The 21,770-nt window shown below is 45.4% G+C and carries 20 protein-coding genes, 2 tRNA genes and 1 other annotated feature; of the genes, 11 read left to right on the top strand and 11 right to left on the bottom strand.

What is annotated here, in order from left to right:
• Positions 1-126: 126 nt before the first annotated feature.
• From AB4513_RS05185 to uvrY, 5 genes are all read right to left on the bottom strand, one after another.
• A tRNA-Gly gene (locus AB4513_RS05185) sits at positions 127-202 on the bottom strand.
• A gap of 27 nt (positions 203-229) precedes the next feature.
• A tRNA-Cys gene (locus tag AB4513_RS05190) sits at positions 230-303 on the bottom strand.
• A 266-nt stretch (positions 304-569) separates the two neighbouring features.
• The gene (gene pgsA, locus AB4513_RS05195) at positions 570-1,127 is read right to left on the bottom strand and encodes a CDP-diacylglycerol--glycerol-3-phosphate 3-phosphatidyltransferase (protein WP_012604331.1); all 558 of its coding nucleotides are present in this window, start codon (positions 1,125-1,127) and stop codon (positions 570-572) included.
• A 46-nt stretch (positions 1,128-1,173) separates the two neighbouring features.
• Positions 1,174-3,006 carry an excinuclease ABC subunit UvrC gene (gene uvrC / locus AB4513_RS05200; RefSeq protein ID WP_086027554.1) on the bottom strand — a complete coding sequence of 611 codons (1,833 nt, stop codon included), beginning with the start codon at positions 3,004-3,006 and terminating at the stop codon, positions 1,174-1,176.
• Positions 3,007-3,021: 15 nt separating this feature from the next.
• Positions 3,022-3,666, bottom strand: a complete 645-nt coding sequence (gene uvrY, locus AB4513_RS05205; protein ID WP_004729778.1) for a UvrY/SirA/GacA family response regulator transcription factor — start codon at positions 3,664-3,666, stop codon at positions 3,022-3,024.
• A gap of 426 nt (positions 3,667-4,092) precedes the next feature.
• Here uvrY and AB4513_RS05210 point away from each other — a divergent pair, with 426 nt between their 5' ends.
• Positions 4,093-6,456, top strand: a complete 2,364-nt coding sequence (locus AB4513_RS05210; RefSeq protein WP_102257856.1) for a DNA polymerase II — start codon at positions 4,093-4,095, stop codon at positions 6,454-6,456.
• Between the two features lie 149 nt (positions 6,457-6,605).
• Here the strand turns inward: AB4513_RS05210 and AB4513_RS05215 are convergent, their stop codons facing one another.
• The gene (locus tag AB4513_RS05215; RefSeq protein WP_102257855.1) at positions 6,606-7,373 is read right to left on the bottom strand and encodes a nucleotidyltransferase; all 768 of its coding nucleotides are present in this window, start codon (positions 7,371-7,373) and stop codon (positions 6,606-6,608) included.
• Between the two features lie 137 nt (positions 7,374-7,510).
• On the opposite strand from AB4513_RS05215, the gene yeiP reads away from it, so the two are divergent.
• The 3 genes from yeiP (at position 7,511) to AB4513_RS05230 (ending at position 9,001) form a co-directional block, all read left to right on the top strand.
• Positions 7,511-8,080, top strand: coding sequence for an elongation factor P-like protein YeiP (gene yeiP, locus AB4513_RS05220; RefSeq protein ID WP_009848748.1), 570 nt, complete (start codon positions 7,511-7,513; stop codon positions 8,078-8,080).
• Positions 8,081-8,090: 10 nt separating this feature from the next.
• Complete coding sequence (locus AB4513_RS05225; protein ID WP_012604336.1) at positions 8,091-8,420, top strand: HI1450 family dsDNA-mimic protein; 330 nt, start codon at positions 8,091-8,093, stop codon at positions 8,418-8,420.
• A gap of 89 nt (positions 8,421-8,509) precedes the next feature.
• Positions 8,510-9,001 (top strand): RNA methyltransferase, encoded by a 492-nt coding sequence (locus AB4513_RS05230; RefSeq protein ID WP_004729783.1) that lies wholly within the window; start codon positions 8,510-8,512, stop codon positions 8,999-9,001.
• 163 nt (positions 9,002-9,164) lie between these two features.
• Here AB4513_RS05230 and rluB read toward each other — a convergent pair whose 3' ends face one another.
• From rluB to rnm, 3 genes are all read right to left on the bottom strand, one after another.
• Positions 9,165-10,193, bottom strand: coding sequence for a 23S rRNA pseudouridine(2605) synthase RluB (rluB, locus tag AB4513_RS05235; RefSeq protein WP_017104066.1), 1,029 nt, complete (start codon positions 10,191-10,193; stop codon positions 9,165-9,167).
• A 159-nt stretch (positions 10,194-10,352) separates the two neighbouring features.
• Positions 10,353-10,973, bottom strand: coding sequence for an L-threonylcarbamoyladenylate synthase (locus AB4513_RS05240; RefSeq protein ID WP_102257854.1), 621 nt, complete (start codon positions 10,971-10,973; stop codon positions 10,353-10,355).
• Between the two features lie 62 nt (positions 10,974-11,035).
• Positions 11,036-11,890: an RNase RNM gene (gene rnm, locus AB4513_RS05245; RefSeq protein WP_041472857.1), complete on the bottom strand. Its 855-nt coding sequence runs from the start codon at positions 11,888-11,890 to the stop codon at positions 11,036-11,038.
• A 120-nt stretch (positions 11,891-12,010) separates the two neighbouring features.
• Between rnm and AB4513_RS05250 the strand changes: the two genes are divergently transcribed.
• The 7 genes from AB4513_RS05250 (at position 12,011) to trpA (ending at position 19,163) form a co-directional block, all read left to right on the top strand.
• Positions 12,011-12,136, top strand: a complete 126-nt coding sequence (locus tag AB4513_RS05250; RefSeq protein ID WP_009848753.1) for a trp operon leader peptide — start codon at positions 12,011-12,013, stop codon at positions 12,134-12,136.
• Positions 12,083-12,197 (top strand) — a sequence feature (Trp leader region). Its footprint overlaps the gene before it by 54 nt.
• A 125-nt stretch (positions 12,198-12,322) precedes the next feature.
• The gene (locus AB4513_RS05255; protein ID WP_102257853.1) at positions 12,323-13,930 is read left to right on the top strand and encodes an anthranilate synthase component 1; all 1,608 of its coding nucleotides are present in this window, start codon (positions 12,323-12,325) and stop codon (positions 13,928-13,930) included.
• Positions 13,931-13,932: 2 nt separating this feature from the next.
• Complete coding sequence (locus AB4513_RS05260; protein ID WP_102257852.1) at positions 13,933-14,559, top strand: aminodeoxychorismate/anthranilate synthase component II; 627 nt, start codon at positions 13,933-13,935, stop codon at positions 14,557-14,559.
• A gap of 9 nt (positions 14,560-14,568) precedes the next feature.
• A complete protein-coding gene (gene trpD / locus AB4513_RS05265) occupies positions 14,569-15,564 on the top strand; it encodes an anthranilate phosphoribosyltransferase (RefSeq protein WP_102257851.1) in 996 nt (331 codons plus the stop codon).
• A gap of 20 nt (positions 15,565-15,584) precedes the next feature.
• The gene (gene trpCF, locus AB4513_RS05270; RefSeq protein ID WP_102257850.1) at positions 15,585-17,036 is read left to right on the top strand and encodes a bifunctional indole-3-glycerol-phosphate synthase TrpC/phosphoribosylanthranilate isomerase TrpF; all 1,452 of its coding nucleotides are present in this window, start codon (positions 15,585-15,587) and stop codon (positions 17,034-17,036) included.
• A 130-nt stretch (positions 17,037-17,166) separates the two neighbouring features.
• Positions 17,167-18,357, top strand: coding sequence for a tryptophan synthase subunit beta (gene trpB, locus AB4513_RS05275; RefSeq protein WP_009848758.1), 1,191 nt, complete (start codon positions 17,167-17,169; stop codon positions 18,355-18,357).
• Positions 18,357-19,163 carry a tryptophan synthase subunit alpha gene (gene trpA, locus AB4513_RS05280; protein ID WP_017080965.1) on the top strand — a complete coding sequence of 269 codons (807 nt, stop codon included), beginning with the start codon at positions 18,357-18,359 and terminating at the stop codon, positions 19,161-19,163. The genes trpB and trpA overlap by 1 nt, the downstream gene beginning before the upstream one ends.
• Before the next feature lie 100 nt (positions 19,164-19,263).
• On the opposite strand, the gene AB4513_RS05285 is transcribed toward trpA, so the two are convergent.
• Complete coding sequence (locus AB4513_RS05285; RefSeq protein WP_012604343.1) at positions 19,264-20,061, bottom strand: slipin family protein; 798 nt, start codon at positions 20,059-20,061, stop codon at positions 19,264-19,266.
• A gap of 69 nt (positions 20,062-20,130) precedes the next feature.
• Positions 20,131-21,537: a nodulation protein NfeD gene (locus tag AB4513_RS05290; protein WP_102257849.1), complete on the bottom strand. Its 1,407-nt coding sequence runs from the start codon at positions 21,535-21,537 to the stop codon at positions 20,131-20,133.
• Positions 21,538-21,770: the final 233 nt, after the last annotated feature.

The raw sequence follows: 21,770 nt of genomic DNA on the forward strand, positions 1-21,770 counted from the left end.
CGAGGGATTTTAAATCCCTTGTGTCTACCAATTCCACCACCAGGGCACGCAATTCTTTATTGCGATGCCGATTACTGAAAAGTAAAACACCATCTTAATGCTGACGCCAATCAACATTACAAATTTTGGAGCGATACATCGGGTTCGAACCGATGACCTCAACCTTGGCAAGGTTGCGCTCTACCAACTGAGCTAGTATCGCATTTTCATTACTCTACGAAAGAGATAATGGAGGCGCCTCCCGGAGTCGAACCGAGGTCCACGGATTTGCAATCCGCTGCATAGCCACTCTGCCAAGGCGCCTTAGTAACTCCAATCGAATCGCTTATTGCCATCCTCTTGGGTACGGGATGCATTCTACGGATTCGAGCGTTTGAGTCAATATTATTTTTGTATTTTTAATTCGTTTGAATAGATTTTATACGAAACAGGCTAAATAGCTGACTTTGTGTGCAAAGCACTTTGTGGACAGGCTATTCAAAGGAGATCTATATCACATTAGATATCCACTATTGATAATTTAACCTTAGGTTAAAGATCAAAAAAGCGAGCCTCAGCTCGCTTCTTCATCAATGGTGTTTTTCGTCTAACAAATCATCTTTGGCGGCCATCAAGTATTGCGCCATTGACCAGTAAGTAAGAACGGTTGCAACATAGAGTGCAATGTAACCCACCCAAACCATCCAGTCGTCGTATCGCCAGATAAGTACCCAAAGAGCGAACATCTGAGAAACGGTTTTCACTTTACCAACCCAAGATACCGCAACGCTTGCACGTTTGCCGATTTCAGCCATCCATTCACGAAGCGCCGAGATGATAATTTCACGACCAATCATGGTCACCGCGGGAATAGTCACCCAGATCGAGTGATAGTGCTCGGTAACTAAGATAAGAGCAGTAGCAACGAGCACTTTATCCGCCACGGGGTCAATAAAGGCACCAAAGCGAGACGTTTGTCCTAGTTTACGAGCCAGCATGCCATCTAGCCAGTCAGTAAAACCCGCTACCCAAAACACCATTGCAGCAGCAAAAGGAGCCCATTCATAAGGTAGGTAAAAAACAACAACGAATACTGGGATTAAAAATAGTCTCAGTAAGGACAAAATGTTAGGTATATTCAAACGCATATTATTAGGCTCTTATCAATTGCGCTTTAATGGTGCGGGATTTTTACTATTGTTTCAATGCTTGATAAATGTTTTCTGCCAAAGAATGACTAATGCCCGGCACTTTGGCTATTTCTTCGACAGTTGCGCGCTTAAGTTCTTGTAAGCCACCCATATATTTCAACAAAGATTGACGACGCTTAGGCCCTACCCCTTCAATTCCTTCAAGTGCACTGGTTCTACGCGTTTTACCACGTTTTGCTCTGTGCCCGGCAATAGCATGATTATGGCTTTCGTCACGAATATGTTGGATAAGGTGTAGCGCTGGCGCATCACTGGGTAAATTGAACTCTTCGCCTTCAAGAGTCACCAAGGTTTCTAAACCCGGTTTACGCGTAACCCCTTTGGCTATACCCATCATTCTTGGTCGAAATGGCCAATCACCCCAATATTGAGAAATGATCTCATGAGCGCGGTTGAGCTGACCTTTACCACCGTCGATAAAAATGATGTCTGGGATCTTATCGACATCAAGTTGCTTCGAGTAACGCCTCTCAAGCGCCTGAGCCATTGCCGCGTAATCATCACCACCGGTAATGCCAGTGATGTTGTAACGGCGGTATTCCGGCTTAACAGGGCCTTCCTGATTGAACACCACACAAGACGCTATCGTACTTTCACCCATGGTATGACTGATATCAAAACATTCCATCCGTTTAATCACATCCATCGACAACACTTCTTGAAGCTCTTTAAAGCGCTGATTGATGGTCATCTTGTGATTAATCTTAGTGGTAATAGCCGTCAATGCATTGGTATTCGAGAGTTTAAGGTAACGACCTCGAGTACCTGAAGGGTTGGTATTGAAGTGAATCTTACGACCCGCCACTTCACACAAGGCTTCTTGAATCGGTGTGATATCTTCCATCAAATCGGCATTGAGAATCAAACGAGTTGGGATGGTTCTCGCTTCATTATGCGCAAGATAATATTGGCTTAAAAAGCTCGAAAAAACCTCTTCTCGCACCGTATTGTTGGGAATTTTCGGGAAATGGCTTCTACTGCCTAAAACCTTGCCTTGGCGAATCATCAAGATATGAATACACGCTACGCCATTCTCTTGAGCAAAGCCCAACACGTCCATATCTTCCATTGAGTCGTCGGATACATATTGTTGTTCTTGCACGCGTCGAATCGCTTGGATTTGGTCACGGAACGCGGCAGCTTGCTCAAAGCGAAGCTCTCGGCTTGCTGTGTCCATCTTTTCGATGAGCGTCTCAAGGACTAACTTGTCCTTCCCTTGCAAGAACAGACGAACGTAGTCGATAAGTTCACTGTACTCTTCATCAGAGATGATTGAGCTGACACATGGCGCAGCACAACGGCCAATCTGATACATCAAACACGGGCGCGTTCTGTTGGCATAAACCGTATCTTCACACTGGCGAGCAGGAAAGATTTTTTGTAGTAGGTGCAACGTCTCACGCACAGCGCCGGAATCAGGGTAAGGACCAAAGTATTCGCCCTTTTTCTTTTTAGCACCACGATGCATCGACAAACGAGGATGCTTGTGACCGCTAATAAAAATATAAGGGTACGACTTATCATCACGCAAAAGTACGTTGTATTTAGGCAAGTACTGCTTGATGTAGTTATGCTCAAGGATGAGCGCTTCTGTTTCCGTGTGCGTTACAGTGACATCGATCTTGTCAATATTGCTGACTAAAGCGCGTGTTTTTTCACTGTCGACTTTTTTACGGAAATAACTGGAAAGGCGTTTTTTGAGGTTCTTAGCTTTACCGACGTAAATAACAACAGCCTCGGCGTTATACATTCGATAAACGCCGGGCTGCTCTGTTACTGTCTTGAGGAATGAGACTGAGTCAAACAAGTTGGTCACTATACGATCTCAGTGTTAAAGGGTCTCAGTGTCTAACATTCCATGTCTAATCGCTAAATGCGTCAGCTCTACATCGCCACTGATATCCAGCTTACTGAACAAGCGGTAGCGGTAACTGTTGACTGTTTTAGGACTTAGATTGAGTTGTTCTGAAATATCCGTCACTTTCTGACCTTTGGTAATCATCATCATGATTTGAAGTTCACGTTCAGATAAGTCTGCGAATGGATTTTCAGACGCAGGCGAGAATTGGCTCAAAGCCATCTGCTGCGCAATTTCTGGCGAAATGTATCGTTGGCCACTATTAACCACTCGAATTGCATTTACCATTTCATCCGGACCTGCCCCTTTAGTAAGGTAACCAGCAGCTCCAGCTTGCATCACTTTAGTTGGAAACGGATTTTCCGTATGAACAGTTAAAACGATGATTTTAACATCAGGGTTGAAACGCAAGATTTTCTTGGTTGCTTCTAAGCCACCAATACCAGGCATATTCATATCCATCAAAATAACGTCAGTATTGTTAGTACGACACCATTTTGCAGCATCTTCACCGCTTTCAGCTTCCCCTGCTACGTTCATTCCACGGACGTCTTCAATAATACGTCGTATCCCTGTGCGAACCAGCTCGTGATCATCTACAAGGAAAACATTTATCAAACTTGTATCTCCACACTATTAATTGGCTCTGCAACCACTGTGTCATTTCATCTGTTTGAAACAATTGAACAAAGGAACAGTGAATCGCAGCATTGAGTACATCTTAACTTAATTACTAAAAAAAAGCTCTGTTGAATATGTGCTGAAACACGAACTTTAGCAAGTACTTATTAACAAATAAGCCAACTAAAACAACAAGCTTTTTCTAAAAATCAACCAGTTAAAACAACACCCAATAAAATTACACAAGATAAAGATATTTTCAATACCATTGAATAGCCATTCGCGACAATTTCACTTATTTGCTTATAGAGTCCCGTTATTTGCCTCTGTTAACTAGAATTTAGTTAGTATTTTTGCTGCCTGTTATGCGCTGAGAGTCGCTAGGTGGTAGTATTCAATTCCCAATTTCAATAGGTTACTACATTGGATATTCAGCAAGGCTTTGTACTCACAAGACAAGCAAGAGACTTTTCAGGGCGCACACAAATCGACTTGTGGTTAAGCACCCCTCAAGGCCCTACGCTACTGACTATTCAAAATGAAAAGCCTGTATTTTTTGTCGCGCAAACTGATGTTGAAGCATGTCAGGCTATCGCAGCGAAAGAGTCTATCAATTGCCAGTTAAAGCCTTTGGAGCTAGCAACATTTGACCAAACCCCTTTAGCCGCTTGTTACACTTCCTTATCGAGAAGCAGCTTCGGGTTAGCTCAAGCCTTTAACGGTGAAGAGATCCAAACCTTTGAAAGTGATATTCGACTGGCCGATCGTTTCTTGATGGAGCGCTTTATCAAGGGCAGTATCGAATTCACAGGCACTATCACTCCAAAAAGACAGCATCGCAGAGTATCGAACGCAAAATGCCGAACTGGCGATTACTTGCCAAACTTGTCTGTGGTTTCGCTTGATATTGAGTGTTCGGAAAAAGGTGTGCTTTATTCCATCGGCCTAGACAGCCCGATGGATAGCCGAGTGATAATGATTGGCCATCCACAAGAAGCAAACACCAATATCCAATGGGTTGCCAACGAGAAAGCGCTGCTTGAAGCCATGATTGCGTGGTTCTCCGAATTTGACCCGGACATCATCATTGGTTGGAATGTCATTGATTTCGACTTTAGGCTGCTGCATAAGCGTTCGGAATGGAACGAAGTGAAACTCAGTATTGGTCGCGACAATCAACCGAGCTTCTTTCGCAGCTCCGCACAAAACCAGCAGGGCTTCATTACCATTCCTGGTCGCGTGGTCTTAGATGGTATCGATATGCTTAAAACAGCAACCTACCATTTCCGCTCTTGGTCTCTTGAGTCCGTGTCACAAGAGTTACTGGGCGAAGGCAAAGACATTCATAATGTTCATGACCGCATGGATGAAATCAATCGAATGTTTAAGTTCGATAAACCTTCACTTGCCAAGTACAACCTTCAAGACTGTGTGCTAGTAAACCGAATCTTCGAACACACTCACCTACTCGATTTTGCTATTGAACGTTCTCGCTTAACTGGTGTTGAACTTGATCGCGTTGGCGGCTCTGTCGCGGCTTTTACTAACTTATACATGCCTCAGATACACCGAGCGGGTTATGTCGCGCCGAACTTAGAACCCGAGAACTGGATCGCTAGCCCCGGTGGCTATGTGATGGAATCGATTCCCAACCTTTATGACTCTGTGTTGGTACTCGATTTTAAGAGCCTTTACCCATCGATCATTCGTTCTTTCTTAATTGACCCGATGGGGTTAATTGAAGGACTAAAGTTAGAGTTAGGCTCTGAAGAAGACCAAGCAGTGGCTGGGTTTCGTGGCGGTCAATTCCACCGCTCTAAGCACTTTCTACCAGAGATGATCGAAAATCTCTGGGCAGCGCGTGATGTCGCAAAGAAAAATAACGAGAAAGCTTTTTCTCAGGCGATTAAGATCATCATGAACTCTTTCTATGGTGTGCTGGGTTCTTCTGGTTGTCGTTTCTTTGATACTCGCTTGGCATCCTCTATCACCATGCGTGGTCATGAGATAATGAAGCAAACCAAGGTTCTGATCGAAGATAAAGGGTATCAAGTAATTTACGGAGATACCGATTCAACTTTCGTGTCTCTTAATGGCAGTTTTGAGCAAGAACAAGCAGACGAGATTGGTCACTCCCTTGTGGCTTACATCAACGACTGGTGGACGAATCACTTAAAAGAAACCTACAACCTAACCTCAATACTCGAACTGGAATACGAAACTCACTATCGCAAGTTTCTAATGCCGACCATTCGAGGCTCTGAGACAGGGTCGAAGAAACGTTATGCAGGTCTAATCAATCAAGGTGACCAAGAGAAGATCATTTTTAAAGGCCTTGAAAGTGCACGAACCGATTGGACGCCCCTTGCACAACAGTTCCAACAAACCTTGTATGAGATGGTCTTTCACGACCAAGATCCAAGTGATTATGTTAGACAGTTTGTCGATGAAACATCCGCGGGCAAACACGATGACCTACTGGTTTACCAAAAACGCTTGCGCCGTAAGTTGCATGAATACCAGAAGAACATTCCGCCACAGGTTCGCGCTGCTAGATTAGCCGATGAGATCAATGCTCAGCTCGGTCGCCCGCTTCAATATCAAAACAAAGGGCGTATTGAATATTTGATTACGCTGAGTGGCCCCGAGCCCAAGGAGTATTTGAAGAGCGGTATCGATTATCAACATTACATCGACAAGCAGATTAAACCGGTCGCAGAAGCGATTCTGCCATTTATAGGGTTAGATTTTGAAAGAGTCAGCGGCCAGCAGCTAGGTCTGTTCTAGATTTAATTCTCTTTTCGACGCGACATTAGACTCGAGATATCTATTAAAACTCGAGCCAGACATTAAAACGAAAAAAGCAGAGGAGTGCTTAACTCGCTCTGCTTTTTCATATCAATGGATAGCTTACGATCTTGATAGCTTACGACCCCCTACCCGATTCGAAACTCAGTTTTCTGATACTGCTTAACCAGCCATTCACCAAAGCCATCAAGAATACCTATTACTGAACGTTTAGGAATCGCACGCCCAGACAGCAAAATACCCAATCTTTGAATCTCGACTTCTTTCTCTGGATGATATCTCAAGAACTGTTGACCGCACTCCATAGGCGCATCGAACCAGTTTTTATCTCGGTACATGATCAAAGAGTAACTGGCTCGCAGAAGCTTCTTGGCAATAATCACTTGCGCGGCTACTTGCTGTTCTGGCGTTGTTGCTCGGGCTATCTTATTACGATAAACCGCTAACCAATTTTCCGCGTCCATATTCCAATGCTTAGCAATTTCCCAACTCGTTTCGAAATCACCATAGCAATCAGATAAGTCTTCACCATGCACACACACAGCTAAATGCTTGAGCATAAAGCCCCACGTAAAGATATTGTCGAAATCAACTATCTCGCTCACCAAGGTAGTTTTGATCGCCACTTGAGTGACCTGAGGGAAGCTCTTTTGGAAGCGCCATTTGATGGTATTCAGCAGCGTGGTTCGTTGGTCTGGGAAAGAACGATGAGTAACCACAACCACATCTAGATTCGAGCGACCGACAACGGCTTGCTTGCGTGCCACACTGCCATAAACATAGACACTGTGCAGATTAGAACCTAACCCACCTTTTAGAAAGGTAATCAGATCGTTAACCACAGGTTGAAATTCAGGTTGAAATGGCTGTGTTGGGTCAATAACAGGTAGCTGCATAGGTCGTTTCGGTAAATAAAATAATGATTTAACTGTCTCTCTATGATCGCTTAGGTGACTTTATGATTCAAGCTATTCCTATTTATAGCGTCTACGAGATATAATCACCGGATAGACCCAATAAGGACAAACACAAAATGCCTAGAGCAAGTGAGATTAAAAAAGGTTTTGCGATCAATGTTGATGGCAAAACAGTACTAGTTAAAGATATCGAAGTAACAACACCAGGTGGCCGTGGCGGTCAAAAGATTTACCGCTTCCGTGGTCACGATGTAGCAACTGGCGTTAAAACAGAAGTTCGCCACAAGGCTGACGAAATCGTTGAAACGATCGACGTAACTAAGCGTGCGGTGATGTTCTCTTACGTTGATGGCAACGAGTACATCTTCATGGATAACGAAGATTACACACAATTCATCTTCAACGGTGAAATGATCGAAGACGAACTGCTGTTCATCAACGAAGATACGCAAGGTATGTACGCGATTCTTATCGACGGTACTGCGGCGACTCTTGAGCTACCAACTTCAGTTGAGCTAGTAATCGAAGAGACAGACCCTTCAATCAAAGGTGCATCTGCTTCAGCTCGTACTAAACCAGCTCGTCTGTCTACAGGCCTTACTGTTCAAGTTCCTGAGTACATTGCAACTGGCGACAAAGTTGTTGTGAACACAGCTGAACGTAAATACATGAACCGCGCAAGCTAAGATACTGATTATGACCGAAGCTAACGACCTAATGTCTTACGACGACGCAATTGACACTGCATACGACATCTTTCTAGAGATGGCTGCTGATAATCTTGAACCTGCAGACGTGATCTTATTCACGGCTCAGTTTGAAGATCGTGGCGCTGCAGAACTTGTTGAAACTGGTGACGATTGGGTTGAACATGTTGGCTTTGAAGTCGACAAAGAGATCTACGCTGAAGTACGCATTGGTCTTGTAAATGAAGCTGATGATGTCTTAGATGACGTATTCGCTCGTCTACTGATCAGCCGTGACCCTGAACACAAGTTCTGTCACATGTTGTGGAAACGCGACTAGGCTCTTCTTAAACCAGCTCAGAGTACTGAGCTGGTTTTCTTACGACTTCATAGCCTCATCACTTTACCAAACTGCAACTCTACAAAATTATGACCAAAGCAAAGACAGATACCCTATCCAAAGGCTATGCCTGTGTTGGATTAGTAAATCCCAAAACCCCTGAAAATGTTGGCTCAGTAATGCGAGCAGCTGGTTGCTATGGAGCAAACTCTGTATTTTATACTGGCACCCGTTATGACCACGCTCGACAGTTTCATACCGACACCAAAGAAAAGCACCTTGAGTTGCCATTAATTGGTGTTGAAGATCTTAAAGATATTATTCCTGTTGGCTGCGTGCCCATCGCGGTTGATTTGATAGAAGGCGCCAAGCCTCTGCCTGATTATAAGCACCCACCTCGTGCTTTTTATATCTTCGGCCCTGAAGATGGGACTCTGAAAAAAGAGATCACAGACTTCTGTCGTGAAACCATCTACGTTCCGACTAATGGCTGCATGAACCTTGCTGCCGCGGTCAATGTTATTTTGTATGACCGCATGGCGAAGGGTGACAACTTCTCGAATCATTTGAAAGTGACCTAATATCAATCGTAGCGAGTCAGCCGAGCTGGCTAAGCACTTCTACCTGATCAAGCACTTCCACATGATTTGAACTGCGCCATATTCAAGACATAAAAAAAACCTGCTAAATTAGCAGGTTTTTTTTGTATTCGAAACGTTGGATTAAGCTATAGAATCCACGAAATTACTTACGTGATCTTGGCTTAGCCGGTTTAGCCGGGCGTCCGTTGTTCAGTTTAGGCTTTTTGGTAGACTGAGGTTTACCATTGGTCGCTGGAGCACTACGACCTGAATCAGGTGTTGTAGTACCGCGAGTTGCAGGCTTCTTACGCTTAGTCTGGTTGCTACGGCCTTTAGGAGCATTTGCGCGCTCTTCGTGACGCTTAACAGCACGACGAATTTTCTGGCTGCGAGAACGCTCACGCTTACGAGAAGTGTTTGCAGGATCAAGATCCAACAGCGTCTCTTTTTCTGGCTGAAGTTCAACAAGCTCGCGCAAGTAGTTTACTTCTTGAAGGTCTAGCTCTTTCCAACCGCCACGAGGCAGTTTCTTATCAAGGTAGATATCACCGTAACGTACACGTTTCAGACGGCTTACTGTTGTTTCTTGTGATTCCCAAAGACGACGAACCTCACGGTTACGACCTTCGTTAATTGCTACGTAGAAAGTATGGTTCATACCTTCACCGCCAGCGTAAACCACATCTTCGAAACGAGCCATACCATCTTCAAGTTGAACGCCACGAGTCACGTTCTTAACTTTTTGCTCGGTTACTTCACCAAATACACGTACTAGGTACTCACGCTCAACCTGACGGCTTGGGTGCATTAGGCGGTTAGCTAGTTCACCATCGGTTGTGAACAACAGTAGGCCTGATGTGTTTGCATCAAGACGACCAACTGAAATCCAACGAGAACCACGGATCTTAGGTAGACGATCAAAAACAGTACGGCGACCTTCAGGATCGTGACGAGTACAAAGCTCACCTTCAGGTTTGTAGTAAGCAAGTACACGACAAACCACTTCTTCAGAGGCTTTGCCTGTAATTGTGTGGCCATCGATACGGATCACTGAGTTCTCGTCTTCAAGACGCTCACCCAATTTCGCAACTTGACCGTTAACACTTACACGACCAGATTTGATTAAACCTTCTAGTTCACGACGAGAACCGTGACCAGCTCGCGCTAAAACCTTCTGTAATTTTTCGCTCATTTACTCTTTTCTACCTAATTGTCGTCTTCACAGACGTCGAATGAATTTTTCGCGACCAAATCGCGGTCGCGTATTATCGCAAATAACCTGCCAAAAAGCACTTGTTATTTACTCTGGCAGGTTTGCTGTTTCGTTACAGACTGTTAATCAGTAACGCTATTATTCAAACGGCGCTGGATCACCGGCACCACGGCGTAAAACAACGGCGTCATCGTCACTGAAGTCAATAACCGTAGTCGGTTGCTCACCTAAGTAGCCGCCATTCAAAATGACATCAACCGCATGCTCTAGGCTGTCACGAATTTCTTCAGGATCCGATTCAGTGGTCTCGTTACCCGGAAGAATCAGAGACGTCGACATCAATGGCTCGCCCATTGCTTCTAGAAGTTCTAGGGCAATTTTGTTGTCCGGTACACGAATACCGATCGTTTTACGCTTAGCGTTCATCAAACGCTTTGGCACTTCTTTTGTTGCTTTGAAAATAAACGTGTAAGCACCTGGCGTGTGCGCCTTAAGCAAACGGAAAGCCACGTTATCTACTCGTGCATACAGTGACAACTCAGAAAGATCACGGCATAACAAAGTGAAATTGTGCTTATCATCGATTCGACGAATTTTACAGATGCGTTCGAGTGCTTGTTTATTTTCAAGCTGACAACCCAGTGCATAACCTGAATCTGTTGGATAAACCACAACGCCGCCATTGCGAATAATCGCAACCGCTTGAGTAATTAAGCGCGCTTGTGGGTTATCTGGGTGTACATAAAAAAACTGGCTCATTGTTGATCCTCGTTATCGAATCTCTCGACTCTATCATCAGAAGGAGCTGGTTCACCTAAAGACTATTCAGATGGTGAAACCGTTTGAAACTCCCAATCTTTCCATACTTCTTCGACCCCAGAAGGTAGCCAGAGATTACGTCCAAGTTCCATCCATGGGGATGGGTAATGGAAGTCGCTGCCTTGGGAGGCTAATAGTTTGTATTGTATAGCATAATCCGCAAGTGTGCGTCTTTCTTGTTGCGCTTGCTGAGGTTGAGCCACTTCCATAGCGTCACCATTTGCTTCAACAAATGCAGCGAGAAGGCGTTTAACCCACTTGGCGGTAAGGCCATATCGCGCAGGGTGAGCTAATACCGCTTGACCACCAGCTGCATGAATAGCCGTGACAGCATCACTCATTGAGCACCATGTTGGCGGCACATAACCTGGATTGTTGCGCGTAAGAAACTTTTTAAACACCTGCTGCATGGTTTTCGCGTAGCCATTGTCGACTAACCATTTCGCAAAGTGTGCTCGAGTAATTGGCGCATCACCTGCAATCAACTTAACCTCTTCTAACACACCTTCACGAGTCGCTTTCTCAAGACGTTGAGCAATCATCTCTGCACGTCCGACACGGTGTTGCTTCTGTTGTTCAATTAACGCTTTCAATTCTGGTGATTCAGGATCGACGTTTAACCCAACAATATGGATATCTTTGTTTTGCCAAACGGTTGAGATCTCGATGCCGTTAATCAACTGAATAGGGAGATTGTTATCAGCAATATAGCTGCGTGCTTCAGCAAGCCCATCAGTCGTATCATGATCTGTAATCGCTAACACTTCGATGTTAAAGCCTAGCGCTCGGTCAATCAGTTCAGGTGGAGTAAGTCGGCCATCTGAGGCTGTTGTATGACTATGTAGATCAATTCTCATATATTCTTTTTCATTGTTTTCAATTTTTATCGTTATATTTGTGTCAACGCACTTGACCTGCAAGCGCAAAACTAGTTAACTAGTACACAAATACGAAGTATCACATTTGATAGGTTCACTATGTTACAAGAATTTAACCAAAACCATAAAGATAAAGTTTTAGAACTTTCTTCAGTAGAAGCAAGTTCAGAGCTTAATTGGTGGCGCACTTGGACAAGTTCTTGGTGGGCCAACGTGTACTTCTAATTAAACAGTTTGTTTATAAAAAAGTTATCACTAAGCCCGCTTTCATAGCGGGCTTTTTAATTTGTCGAACATCTCACATTCAACTGACTAACAAATCAACGAATTAACCATATTCTAGATTGGGTGGAAGGTATCTTTATGCGACTATGTACGGCAGGAAATTTAAAGAATCATAAAGGAGGTCTTGTGAACAAGGCCATTGAAATCAAAAAGCTGGGAACCATTGAGGTCATCAATTCTTCCGTTCCTTACTCGCAAGATCCAACCAGTGTTTTTCATACTCTGTGTGAAAACAAAACAGACAGTCTGTTGTTGGAATCTGCTGAGATTGAATCTAAACAGAACTTGACAAGCCTACTCCTTATCGACTCTGCTGTTCGCATCGTATGTCGCGGACATGAAGTAACCTTTCAAGCCTTGACTCAAAATGGTCAAGCGCTTATCGAACACCTATCTCAAAACGTTAAAACAGAGATCAAATCTGACCTTACGAATAACGTTTTGACGCTGACTTTTGTTGAGCCAAGTAACGAGTTAGACGAAGACTCACGCTTAAGAGAAGCGTCTTCATTCGATGCACTGCGTTTGGTTCAGCATAGCTTTGAGCAAGACGCGAATAACAAACACGCGTTATTCATGGCTGGCCTATTCGCTTACGACATCGTGGCGAACTTTGAACCGCTAGGCGATGCTGAAGCAACCAACAATTGTCCTGACTTTGTTTTCTACGTTGCCGAGACTCTATTACGTTTCGACCACCAAGAAAACGAAGGCCTACTTCACGCGAGCTTGTTTGCTCAAGATGAAAGCATCAAAGCGCAATTAACAGAGCGCCTAGCCGACATTCAAACACAGTGTCAGTCATTGAAAGCCATCACAGAAGTTACGCCACTAGACAATGTTGACGCTGTACCAAGCGTTTCAGATGAAGACTTCTGCCAAACGGTTCGTGATTTAAAAGAATACGTCGTTAAAGGCGACGTGTTCCAAGTAGTTCCTTCACGCCGCTTTACGCTACCTTGCCCTGCTCCACTAGCTGCTTACAAAGAACTCAAGCAAAGTAACCCAAGCCCTTACATGTTCTACATGCAAGATGAGCTGTTTACTCTGTTTGGTGCTTCTCCAGAAAGTGCGCTGAAGTACGAAACTGAAACCAACCAAATTGAAATTTACCCAATTGCAGGTACTCGTCGTCGCGGTAAACGCCCAGACGGTCAAATCGATTTCGACCTAGATAGCCGTATCGAACTTGAACTGCGTACCGACAAGAAAGAAAACGCTGAGCACATGATGCTAGTCGACCTAGCACGTAACGATGTGGCACGTATTGCAGAAGCTGGCACTCGCCACGTAGCAGACTTGCTTAAAGTTGATCGCTACAGTCATGTGATGCACTTGGTTTCTCGTGTTGTTGGTCAGCTACGTGAAGACTTAGATGCTCTACACGCTTACCAAGCTTGTATGAACATGGGTACGCTAACAGGCGCACCAAAAATCCGCGCAATGCAGCTTATCCGTGACGTAGAAAAAACACGTCGTGGTAGCTACGGCGGTGCAGTTGGTTACCTAACCGGTGAAGGCACTTTAGATACTTGTATCGTAATTCGTTCTGCTTACGTTGAAGATGGCGTAGCACAAGTACAAGCGGGCGCGGGTGTGGTGTTCGATTCAGATCCACAAGCAGAAGCAGATGAAACTCGCGGCAAAGCTCAAGCGGTCATCTCTGCGATTCAAGCAGCTCATACTAAAAGCGCTGCTGCAAATCAGCACACATCAAACAAGAAGGAGTCGTAATCATGGCTGATATTGTATTCATCGATAACTTCGACTCATTCACTTACAACCTTGTAGACCAGTTCCGTTCATTAGGTCACAGCGTGAAAATTTACCGTAACAACATTCCTGCAAAGGTAGTTGAAGCGGCGATCAACGAACTAGACAACCCTGTTGCACTGCTTTCGCCAGGCCCTGGCGCTCCAGCGGATGCGGGCTGCATGCCTGAGCTAATTCAGCTGCTAAAAGGCAAAGTGCCAATGATTGGTATTTGCTTAGGCCACCAAGCGATTGTTGAAGCCTACGGCGGCACCGTTGCAGGCGCTGGCGAAATCATTCATGGTAAGGTGTCGATGATGGAACACCAAAACCATGCGACTTACCAAGGCTTACCTTCGCCGCTGGCTATCGCTCGCTACCACTCTTTAGTGGCAACGCATGTATCCGATAGTCTAACAGTGACCGCTGAAGTCGATGATTTGGTAATGTCTGTAGTTCAAGAACAAGACAAGGTTTGTGGATTCCAATTCCACCCTGAATCGATTATGACGACCTACGGTGCAACGCTTCTAGCGAACGCTATCGAATGGGCTCTTGATAAACCTCTTCATCTAGAGAAAAGCTCTACTCTTGATAAAAAGACTAACTAGGAAACGATCATGGAACAGATTAATAAACTTTACGAACAACAGTCTCTTACTCAAGAAGAAAGCCAACAACTGTTTGATGTGATCATCAAGGGCGAACTAGACCCAATTTTGATGGCTTCTGCGCTAACTGCACTAAAAATCAAAGGCGAAACGCCCGATGAGATCGCTGGCGCCGCAAAAGCACTGCTTGCCAATGCAAACCCGTTCCCACGTCCTGATTACGATTTCGCTGACATCGTGGGTACAGGTGGCGATGGTCATAACACCATTAATATTTCGACGACTTCAGCATTCGTTGCAGCAGCGTGTGGCTTAAAAATCGCGAAGCACGGCAACCGCAGTGTATCGAGCAAATCAGGTTCTTCTGACTTACTGGATTCGTTCGGCATTAACCTAGCGATGACAGCAGAAGACACTCGTACTGCAGTCGACGAACTTGGCGTAGCATTCCTATTTGCTCCGCAATATCACGTCGGTGTACGTCACGCGATGCCTGTTCGCCAAACAATGAAAACACGCACTATCTTCAACATCCTTGGCCCACTGATTAACCCTGCTCGCCCTAACATCGAGTTAATGGGTGTTTACAGCAAAGAGCTAGTACGCCCTATCGCGGAAACCATGCTGCAAATGGGTATGAAGCGTGCTGCGGTTGTTCACGGTAGCGGCCTCGATGAAGTGGCTATTCACGGCGAGACGATCGTTGCTGAAATCAAAGATGGCAAAATTCACGAGTACACAGTGACACCGGCTGACTTTGGTTTGAACACTCACCCTCTTGAAGCAATCAAGGGCGGCGAGCCAGAAGAGAACAAAGCCATCACAACCGATATCCTTACGGGTAAAGGCACTGATGCTCAAGTTGGCGCAGTAGCCGTGAACGTTGCTCTGCTGATGCGTCTATTTGGTCACGAAGATCTAAAAGCCAACGCACAGCAAGCGATTGACGCGATGAACTCTGGCAAAGCGTACGAGCTTGTACAAAAGCTTGCTGCACACGCCTAACGAACGACGAGACAAAGAACATGACACAGACTACCGATAAACTGTCGACCCACGTTTCAGTCAAAGAAGCTGAAATGGCGGAAGTATTAGCAAAAATCGTTCGAGATAAATACCAATGGGTTGAAGCGCGTAAGCAAACTCAACCATTGGACGAGTTTAAAGCAGCGTTAACCGCAACAGACCGCAGCTTTTATGATGCACTGAGCGGTGAACAAACGGTTTTCATCACTGAATGTAAGAAGGCATCTCCGTCAAAAGGTTTAATCCGTGACGAGTTTGATTTGGACTACATTGCATCGGTTTACAACAACCACGCCAACGCGATTTCTGTGCTGACAGACGAGAAGTACTTCCAAGGTGACTTTGAGTTTTTACCTAAGGTTCGCAGCATTGCTAAGCAACCTATCCTGTGTAAAGACTTCATGGTTGATACCTACCAAGTTTACCTAGCTCGTCACTACTCAGCTGACGCAATTTTGCTAATGCTTTCGGTATTGGATGACGAAGAGTACAAAGCACTTGCTGACGTCGCTCACTCGCTAAATATGGGCGTACTTACCGAAGTCAGCAACGAAGAAGAGCTTCATCGCGCTGTCGCTTTAAAAGCAAAAGTGATCGGTATTAATAACCGCAACCTGCGTGACCTTTCGACTGATTTGAACCGTACCAAAGAGTTGGCTCCGCTGATTCGCGAACTGGCTACAAACGCAGTCGTGATTTCAGAGTCTGGCATCTACACACATCAACAAGTGCGTGACCTTTCAACGTTTGCAGACGGCTTCCTAATCGGCAGCTCTTTAATGGCAGAGAAGAACCTTGAACTCGCAGTGCGTAAAGTGACGCTCGGTGAAAACAAGGTGTGTGGTTTAACTCACTCTGACGATGCAGCAAAGGCTTATCAAGCCGGTGCGGTATTCGGTGGTCTGATTTTCGTTGAAGCATCTAAGCGTCATGTGGATATCGAAGCAGCTCGTTTAACCATGAGCGGCGCACCTTTGAACTACGTGGGTGTTTTCCAAAATCATAGCGTTACTGACGTTGCGAAAACGGTTTCTGAGCTAGGTTTATTTGCGGTGCAACTGCACGGTGACGAACCTCAAGCATTTGTCGATGAACTAAAACAATCACTACCTGAACACGTTGAGATTTGGAAAGCTTACGGTGTTGCTTCTGGTGCTGAAAACGGTGCTAAAAACACGCTACCAAAATTACTGAAAAGCAACGTGACTCGTCACCTGCTAGATACTAAAGTGGGTTCTCAAACGGGTGGTACAGGTCAAGCGTTCGACTGGAGCCTAATCAACAACCAAAGCGCAATCATGTTGGCGGGTGGCCTAAACCCAGACAATGCTAACCAAGCGGCTAAGTTGGGCTGCTTAGGATTAGACCTAAACTCTGGCGTTGAATCCGCTCCTGGTAAAAAAGACGCAGACAAGCTGCAGCGTGCTTTTGCAGCGATTCGCAATTACTAGTCCAAACTCGGCGCTAGAAATTAGAAAGCAGAATCTCAAAACTAATTAGTAAGCTTTGCCTTTGCGAAGCTTAAACAAGATTAAATGACTTGGTGTGAATACACATCGATAGAATTGAAGGAATAACACAATGGCTAAACTCGATGCCTACTTCGGTGAATACGGTGGTCAATACGTACCGCAGATCCTAGTGCCAGCACTAGACCAACTAGAACAAGCATTTATCGATGCACAAGCCGATCCTGAGTTCCGCAGTGAATTCATGACGCTTCTGCAAGAGTACGCAGGTCGTCCAACGGCACTAACGCTAACGCGTAACCTGACTAAAGGTACAAAAACTAAACTGTACCTAAAGCGTGAAGATCTACTTCACGGCGGTGCTCACAAGACAAACCAAGTACTTGGTCAAGCGCTGCTAGCAAAACGTATGGGTAAGCAAGAAATCATCGCTGAAACTGGCGCAGGCCAACACGGTGTGGCAACGGCTCTAGCTTGTGCTCTATTGGGCCTTAAGTGTCGTGTTTACATGGGTGCAAAAGACGTTGAACGTCAAAGCCCGAACGTGTTCCGTATGAAACTAATGGGCGCAGAGGTTATCCCTGTTCATTCTGGCTCTTCAACGCTAAAAGATGCATGTAACGAAGCGCTACGTGACTGGTCTGCAACTTATGAAGACGCGCACTACCTATTGGGTACTGCAGCGGGTCCTCACCCATTCCCAACGATTGTTCGTGATTTCCAACGCATGATTGGTGAAGAAACGAAAAACCAAATTCTAGCTCGTGAAGGTCGCCTTCCTGATGCCGTTATCGCTTGTGTTGGCGGTGGTTCAAACGCTATCGGCATGTTCGCTGATTTCATTGAAGAAGAGTCTGTTCGCCTAATCGGTGTAGAGCCTGCTGGTAAAGGTATTGATACTGACCAACACGGCGCGCCGCTTAAACACGGTAAAACCGGTATTTTCTTCGGTATGAAAGCCCCACTGATGCAAGATGAGAACGGCCAAGTAGAAGAGTCTTACTCTGTATCTGCGGGTCTAGATTTCCCATCAGTTGGTCCTCAACACGCGCACCTAAATGCGATTGGCCGTGCTGAATACGACAACGTGACCGATGACGAAGCGCTAGAAGCGTTCCAATTGATTGCACGTAAAGAAGGTATAATTGCAGCGCTAGAGTCATCTCATGCTTTGGCTCATGCTGTTAAAATGGCTCACGACGACCCAGAGAAAGAACAGCTATTAGTCGTTAACTTATCTGGTCGCGGTGACAAAGACATTTTCTCTGTACACGACATTCTTAAAGAGAAAGGAGCATTATAATGGATCGCTATCAATCACTCTTCACTCGCTTAGCTGAAAAGAATCAGGGCGCATTTGTACCATTCGTAACGGTTGGCGATCCTAACCCTGAGCAATCACTTAAGATCATGGAAACCTTGGTTGAAGCGGGTGCAGATGCACTTGAGCTTGGTATTCCATTCTCTGATCCGCTTGCAGATGGCCCAACAATCCAAGGCGCAAACATTCGTGCTTTAGATTCTAAAGTAACGCCAGATGTGTGCTTCGATCTTATCGGTCAAATTCGCGCTAAATACCCAGAGCTACCAATCGGCCTACTGATGTACGCAAACTTGGTTTACGCACGTGGTATAGAAAATTTTTACGAACGCTGCGCAAAAGCAGGTATCGATTCAGTATTGATTGCTGATGTACCAACTAACGAGAGTGGCGAGTTTGTTGCTGCAGCTAAAAAGTTTGGCGTTCATCCAATCTTTATTGCTCCACCGACAGCAAGCGATGAAACTCTTCAATCAGTTTCTGAGCTAGGTGGTGGTTACACCTACCTACTTTCGCGTTCTGGTGTAACGGGTGCTGAAACAAAAGCAAACATGCCAGTAACGGCACTGCTCGACCGTTTGAACAAGTTCGATGCGCCACCAGCACTGCTTGGTTTCGGTATCTCTGCTCCTGAACAAGTGAAAGAAGCGATTGTAGCTGGCGCTGCAGGTGCTATCTCTGGCTCAGCGGTTGTGAAAATCATTGAAAACAACGTTGAACAACCAGAAGCAATGCTTAAAGCACTTGCGGAGTTTGTTACGCCAATGAAAGCGGCTACGCAGAAGTAACGGCTAGTAATATCATTGGTCATTAAATAGAACCAGCGATTCAAATACTAAAAGGCTCCACAACTGTGGAGCCTTTTTTATTGCTCTTCATTTAAGCGAATTACTCATCGGCTTTCATCGCTTTCTTGATTGCTGCCTCATTGAGTGTCGCTTTAATCGGATCGGTTATCTTCTCGACCAGATCGATGGGCATTGGGAATATGATTGTGGAAGTTCGCTCATTCGCCACTTCTGTTAGTGTTTGCATATATCGCAATTGAATGGCGTTGGGCGCTTGATTCAACACTTCGGCCGCTTCACGTAACTTTGAAGATGCTTCTAACTCACCCGTCGCATGTATCACCTTGGCTCGACGAGAACGTTCCGCCTCGGCTTGTTTAGCAAGAGCACGCACCATGCTGTCATCCAGATCAACATGCTTGATCTCGACATTGGCAATCTTGATCCCCCAGTTATCGGTGTGTTGATCCAGTATCGCTTGTAAGTCTCTATTAAGCTCTTCTCGCTCAGACAACAGCTCGTCCAACTCATGTTGCCCAAGCACCGAACGCAGCGTTGTTTGTGAAAGTTGGCTTGTCGCTTCGAGGTAGTTCTCTACGTTATTGATCGCCATCTTCGGATCCAGCACTCGGAAATACACCACGGCATTCACCTTCACCGACACGTTATCGCGTGTGATCAAATCTTGTGTTGGTACATCCAAAACGATAGTTCGTAGATCCACTCGCACAATTTGTTGGATAAAAGGAATGATGATAATCAAGCCCGGCCCTTTCACACCGTAAAAGCGCCCGAGGAAGAACACCACTGCACGCTCGTACTCGCGCAGCACTCTGAACATGCTGGCTATCAGCAAGATAACGAGCACAATGACAATACCTATAGTGTGTATAAACATAACCGCCCCCTAATGGTAACGATGGTTAAGCAATAAATAATTCAATCAAGTTTGTTCTAGCATGTCGCGCTAGCTAGATTTCGATGATGTCTCCTCGGGCAACGCCTCAACATCCAACAACAACCCAGTCAGTTTGGTCACTCTAATAAGCTGCCCCGCTTGCAATTCACTCGCACATTTGGCTTGCCAGATCTCACCTTCAACCAATACTCGACCCGTACCGGGGAAGCCGCTTACCACTTTGCCAGTGTCGCCGACAACTGCTTCCATCCCCGTAGTCACCGGCTTGTTTCTCACTCGGACTAGCATAGAGATAGTTACAACGATAAAAGCGACAGAGAATAGGCTAATACCGATAATTAACGGCAATGCGATTTGATAACCCGGCACTTCGGTATCCATCAGCATGATCGAGCCCAATGTGAATGCGGCGACGCCACCCAAACCGAAAATCCCGAAGCTCGGGCTAAAGGCCTCTGCCACCATTAAGGCAATTCCAAGCAGAATCAACGCAAGGCCTGCGTAACTCACCGGCAGCATTTGTAAGGAGTACATTGCCAGTAACAGACAGATCCCCCCCAATACACCCGGTAGCCCGACGCCAGGGTTATAGAATTCGAGTAACAAACCGTAGATACCAATCAGCATCAAAATATATGCAACGTTCGGGTTCGTGATCACTGACAGCAAACTAAAGCGCCAGTCTTGTTCTCGCTCGACAAAAGCAACATCACTAAGTTGGACTTCCTGACTGACACCGTTGATGGTGATGGTGCGTCCGTTGCTCAGTTCAACCAATTGCTGAAGATCGCTGGCAATAAAATCAATCACGTTAAGAGTCAGTGCATTCTCAGAATCCAAGCTGGCTGCCTCTCTTACCGCTTTTTCTGCCCATTCTTCGTTACGTTTGTGCAGCTTAGCCAAACTGACGATGTAGGCAGCAGCATCATTGATGACTTTCTTCTCCATCGCAGTGGTGGCTTTTACTTGATCTGAATTCTCTTGTTTGGTTGCGTCTTGCTCACTCGCAGAAGTGTTGTCGTCTTTATTGGCATCACCTTGAGGCGACAAGGGATTAGTCGGCGTTTTGCCACCGCCAAGAGACACTGGGGTTGCTGCACCTAGATTAGTTCCGGGCGCCATGGAAGCAACGTGGCTGGCAAGTAAAATATAGGTTCCGGCGCTCGCTGCTCGCGAACCCGCAGGGCCAACCCAAGTAGCGACAGGAATCGGTGATGTGGTGATGGATCGAATAATGTCACGCATCGACGAATCTAACCCGCCAGGCGTATTCATTTTCAAAATGATGAGTTTTGCTTGCTCATCGTGAGCTTGTTCTATTTCTCTAGTGAGGTAATCACTGGTCGCCGGACCTATCCCTCCGTTCACCTCAATCACCCAAACATCATCGGCCTGAGCGAACACAGAGCTGAACAACAGAAGAAACGCAAACAAGTACTTTAATATAAAAGTCATAGCCCCTCTCCTTACAACTGAGATGCTAGATAGACGTTTTATTTAAAGCGCAGAGGTAACATCTTGGTAATAAATAGATACCTTAAGCATAGTTCAGGCTAAATTTCCCACAACAAGCTTTATCATTTTCAGCCAGATTAATCTGTATAGAAAAAACTTAAAGATATTGATTAAATGTTAACAAAAGTAAGCAAGCGACGCGAAGCACAATCCATTCACAAAGCGATCAATAA

The organism is Vibrio sp. 10N.222.54.E6, assembly GCF_041473955.1.
In the GTDB taxonomy this organism is placed as follows: Bacteria; Pseudomonadota; Gammaproteobacteria; order Enterobacterales; family Vibrionaceae; genus Vibrio; species Vibrio tasmaniensis_A.

What these genes read in the sequence shown, in the direction of transcription:
- AB4513_RS05290 (WP_102257849.1), bottom strand. Translation starts at nt 21,537, where the DNA reads ATGACTTTTATATTAAAGTACTTGTTTGCGTTTCTTCTGTTGTTCAGC.
- AB4513_RS05215 (WP_102257855.1), bottom strand. Translation starts at nt 7,373, where the DNA reads ATGCAGCTACCTGTTATTGACCCAACACAGCCATTTCAACCTGAATTT.
- AB4513_RS05225 (WP_012604336.1), top strand. Translation starts at nt 8,091, where the DNA reads ATGACCGAAGCTAACGACCTAATGTCTTACGACGACGCAATTGACACT.
- trpB (WP_009848758.1), top strand. Translation starts at nt 17,167, where the DNA reads ATGGCTAAACTCGATGCCTACTTCGGTGAATACGGTGGTCAATACGTA.
- rnm (WP_041472857.1), bottom strand. Translation starts at nt 11,890, where the DNA reads ATGAGAATTGATCTACATAGTCATACAACAGCCTCAGATGGCCGACTT.
- AB4513_RS05240 (WP_102257854.1), bottom strand. Translation starts at nt 10,973, where the DNA reads ATGAGCCAGTTTTTTTATGTACACCCAGATAACCCACAAGCGCGCTTA.
- pgsA (WP_012604331.1), bottom strand. Translation starts at nt 1,127, where the DNA reads ATGCGTTTGAATATACCTAACATTTTGTCCTTACTGAGACTATTTTTA.
- trpCF (WP_102257850.1), top strand. Translation starts at nt 15,585, where the DNA reads ATGACACAGACTACCGATAAACTGTCGACCCACGTTTCAGTCAAAGAA.
- AB4513_RS05250 (WP_009848753.1), top strand. Translation starts at nt 12,011, where the DNA reads ATGTTACAAGAATTTAACCAAAACCATAAAGATAAAGTTTTAGAACTT.
- trpD (WP_102257851.1), top strand. Translation starts at nt 14,569, where the DNA reads ATGGAACAGATTAATAAACTTTACGAACAACAGTCTCTTACTCAAGAA.
- yeiP (WP_009848748.1), top strand. Translation starts at nt 7,511, where the DNA reads ATGCCTAGAGCAAGTGAGATTAAAAAAGGTTTTGCGATCAATGTTGAT.
- rluB (WP_017104066.1), bottom strand. Translation starts at nt 10,193, where the DNA reads ATGAGCGAAAAATTACAGAAGGTTTTAGCGCGAGCTGGTCACGGTTCT.
- trpA (WP_017080965.1), top strand. Translation starts at nt 18,357, where the DNA reads ATGGATCGCTATCAATCACTCTTCACTCGCTTAGCTGAAAAGAATCAG.
- AB4513_RS05230 (WP_004729783.1), top strand. Translation starts at nt 8,510, where the DNA reads ATGACCAAAGCAAAGACAGATACCCTATCCAAAGGCTATGCCTGTGTT.
- AB4513_RS05285 (WP_012604343.1), bottom strand. Translation starts at nt 20,061, where the DNA reads ATGTTTATACACACTATAGGTATTGTCATTGTGCTCGTTATCTTGCTG.
- AB4513_RS05260 (WP_102257852.1), top strand. Translation starts at nt 13,933, where the DNA reads ATGGCTGATATTGTATTCATCGATAACTTCGACTCATTCACTTACAAC.